2 protein-coding genes are annotated in these 3,360 nt (G+C 44.6%); both read right to left on the minus strand.

Annotated features, from left to right (window positions below; genetic code table 11):
• On the minus strand, nucleotides 1-1,100 hold a 1,100-nt coding region (locus AKG39_RS19135), incomplete at its 3' end, for an NAD(P)-binding protein (RefSeq protein ID WP_152912185.1).
• 106 nt (nucleotides 1,101-1,206) lie between these two features.
• On the minus strand, nucleotides 1,207-3,360 hold a 2,154-nt coding region (locus tag AKG39_RS19140; protein ID WP_050742008.1), incomplete at its 5' end, for a xanthine dehydrogenase family protein molybdopterin-binding subunit.

Here is a 3,360-nt window from a genome sequence, read left to right on the forward strand (position 1 = left end):
TCCGGGCATGCCTCTTTACACGAACCACAGGCATTACAGGAGTTGATCTCCCGCGAAGCAACATTTGTCGTGAATGCTTTTATGATGTTCATTGAAGCTTCAACATCATCGATGAGCTTTTTAGGGGTTTTTTCGAAAAACGACAGCATCTCGCAGGATGTCATACAACTATCACACCTGCATTGCAGACATCTCTGTGCTTCTGCTATCGCTTCCTGCTCAGTATATGATTCTTGATTTTCAATCACGATTCGCTCGTCCTTCACCACTCCGGTGATATCCACGCTGAGTTGTGATGGAATGACCTCATGACAGCCGGCATCCCCTCCCATTGTTCCAATCTTGAGATAGACTTCAATGGATTGAGCTGCATGAATCCCTTCCCGCATGGGAATCAAAACAGAACTTTCGCTTCGTTTCATTGTACTTCCGCTGACAAAAACACCATTCACTCGTGTGCCCAGCGAATTCGGGTCAAATCCCTGGCCACAACCAAAGGCATCGCCGCCCCATCCCGTTGCTATGTAAAGAGCGTCAAATTCAATTTCATCAAGCGTGCTTATTCTTGTACCTAAATGGAGTCTTATACCATCTTCCTGGATGATTCGTCCTAATTCTTTTTCGATAATCTGGAGAGGAACCAGACTGTTCGATTCCCTTAGATATCCTCCCAAACCGTTTTTTTCTTCGAAAAGGTTGACATCATAGCCTTTTCTGGCCAGTTTGACGGCACAACTCAATCCTCCAAGTCCCCCACCGATAACGGCAATGCATTTTTTCTTTCGGGAGATATAATATTTTTGTGTTTCTTTTGTGCCAGCGTAATCACAGCAAGCCTTCTCAAGCTTTCTTACCGATACTGCTTCATCTATTTTTGTTCTTAAACAGACTGTTTGACAGGGGTTGTCACAAAATCTGCTGATCATCTCCGGAAAGAGCACCTGATTGCTATAATATTTGTAGGCCCCCGTAAAATCTCCTAAAGCAATTCTGGCTGCCATTTTTTTGACATCAACACCGAGAGGGCACTGGTTTGTGCAAAATACCGGTTCATCTCTGGTGCATTTTTTTTTAAAATTTTCAAGTTTCATCATATCCATAGCATTGTCCTCATCGGTTTAAATTTAAGAAATTCATAACAGTGACAATATAAATGAATCTATTGCCACTGTTATGTCATCAAAATATTCGTTCAGCTTTATCGAATTACCCAACAGTCACGGGGTTTGCTTTAATGTAATCGATCGTCTCGTGCAAATCGGAACCGAGGAAATATTTCTTTTGTTCTATTTCACGACCTTCTGCTTTCGCTTCTAAAAGTGCCTTTACCTTTTCCGGTCTGGCCGGCAATTCTTTAACTCTCACACCACAGGCATTGTAAATGCCATTAATAACAGCGACATGAGGGGAACTCTGGAACGCTTCCGCACAGCCTGATGAACCGTGAGGTCCAGTCGGTCTCGGAGTTTCGATAAATTCAACCGTCATATTGTCCGGGATCATATTAATGAAGGGGAATCCGCTGCCAATGAGGCTTATATGTTTTTGAATATCATCGTAATCCTCTGACAGTGCCATCCCGATTCCGTGTTCCATTCCTCCAAAAGCCTGCCCTTCAACCGCTAAAAAGTTACCTACAACACCAACATCGGCAATACATTTCATGCTGAGCACTTTGGTCTTTCCAGTAGCCACTTCAACCTCAACCTCTGCCATAAATACACCGAAAGTATACTCGGCGGTGGGATTTCCCTGACCAGTATTAGGATCCATATCAGTGGTCTGTCCCGTCGTGTCTGAGATACCTAAATATTTTATTGGAATTTCTTCTCTGACCATTTCAGCATAAGTACGATAGGTTCCATCGTCTTTACGCATGGCGTTCATCAGTTGTTCAGCCGCATTAATCGTTGCGTTGCCAGCCATGTAGTGGGAACGGCTGCCGGCTGCCGGTCCTGTGATCGGTGCCAGTGCCGTATCATTCATACACAGACTGATCTGATCCGGTCGCAATCCCAGTGGTCTGAGTGCTTCATGGGTATGCACAAGTGTCCCGATATCTGCTCCTTGTCCCTGATCCTCCCAAGTGTTATAATGGGTCACCGTTCCATCCGGATTAAGTCCCAGAGCGACCTCGGCGTGATCATTCGGCCCGCTGGTAACATTGTATTCCCCACAGGCAATCCCCACACCTCTTCTCAGTTCAGGCGTGGATTCTTTTTTTGCTCTTTCTAATGCTTCCCGGTAACTGGGTCTCAGCTTATCCAGTATCTCAACCATGGGATATACGTCGAATTGATTACCATTCAGGCTGACATCTCCTTCCCGGTAGACATTGATATAGCGAAACTCCAACGGATCCATGCCAACTTTTTCCGCCAGCATATCCATGAGCTGTTCCGAACAGGTATAACACTGAGGAGAACCAAACCCCCGATAGGCTGTGGAATTTGTATGGTTGGAAATAACCGTTTTAGAGAGACCCATGGCATTGGGTATTGTATACGGAGCCCCCATGAAACGCAGACCCTTTTGAACCAGTATACCTGCTGTCTCTGTATAGGCGCCTTTATCATAGGCCATTTCATATTCGATTGCTGTCAGCTTTCCTTTTTCATCACAGGCAAGTTTTGCATTTGAGAAAGATGGTGCCCGCTTCCCGGTAATATGCTGATGTTCTTCATAACTGAGTGTCACCGTCACCGGTTTTTCAGTAGCCATGGCGGCAACTGCCACGATTGCCGGCATTAGTGGTGAAATTGCATATCCAAAACTTGCCCCAGTAGGATTTTCAATAATTCTAATATTCTCCACTGGGAACCCAATGCCGGCAGAGATAACTCCTTTTGTGAGGCCAAGTGCCAAACTCTTGCATTGTACAGTGAGTCGGCCTTCTTCGTCAAAGTACGCCTGATTGGTATCAGGCTCAATGACAAGGTGTGGCTGACGTTGAGAATAGAAACTTCCTTCAACAACATGAGGCGAATTCTTAATCACTTCTCTGGTATCCTGACCTTTAACAAGTGGTGCTTCGATATAAATATTCGGGTATTCAGGATTGACCTGGGGTGCATCAATGGCCATGGTTTCAAGGATATTTAAATATTCTGGCAGCTGTTCATATTCAAAGGTTACTTTTTTTGCCGCTTCCCGGGCTTCTTTCTTGGTTCGTGCTGCAACAACAGCGACAATATCGCCATATCTATATATCTTTTCTGATACTAAAATTGAATGATCAAATCCATTTGCCTTAGCCCATGGATTGGCAATTGGAAATGTGATTCGATTAATTCCTTTAACATCTTTATGGGTTATTACTTTTTCGACGCCTGACATCTGTTCTGCATCCGACGTATCGAT

The organism is Acetobacterium bakii (genome assembly GCF_001263355.1).
In the GTDB taxonomy this organism is placed as follows: Bacteria; Bacillota; Clostridia; order Eubacteriales; family Eubacteriaceae; genus Acetobacterium; species Acetobacterium bakii.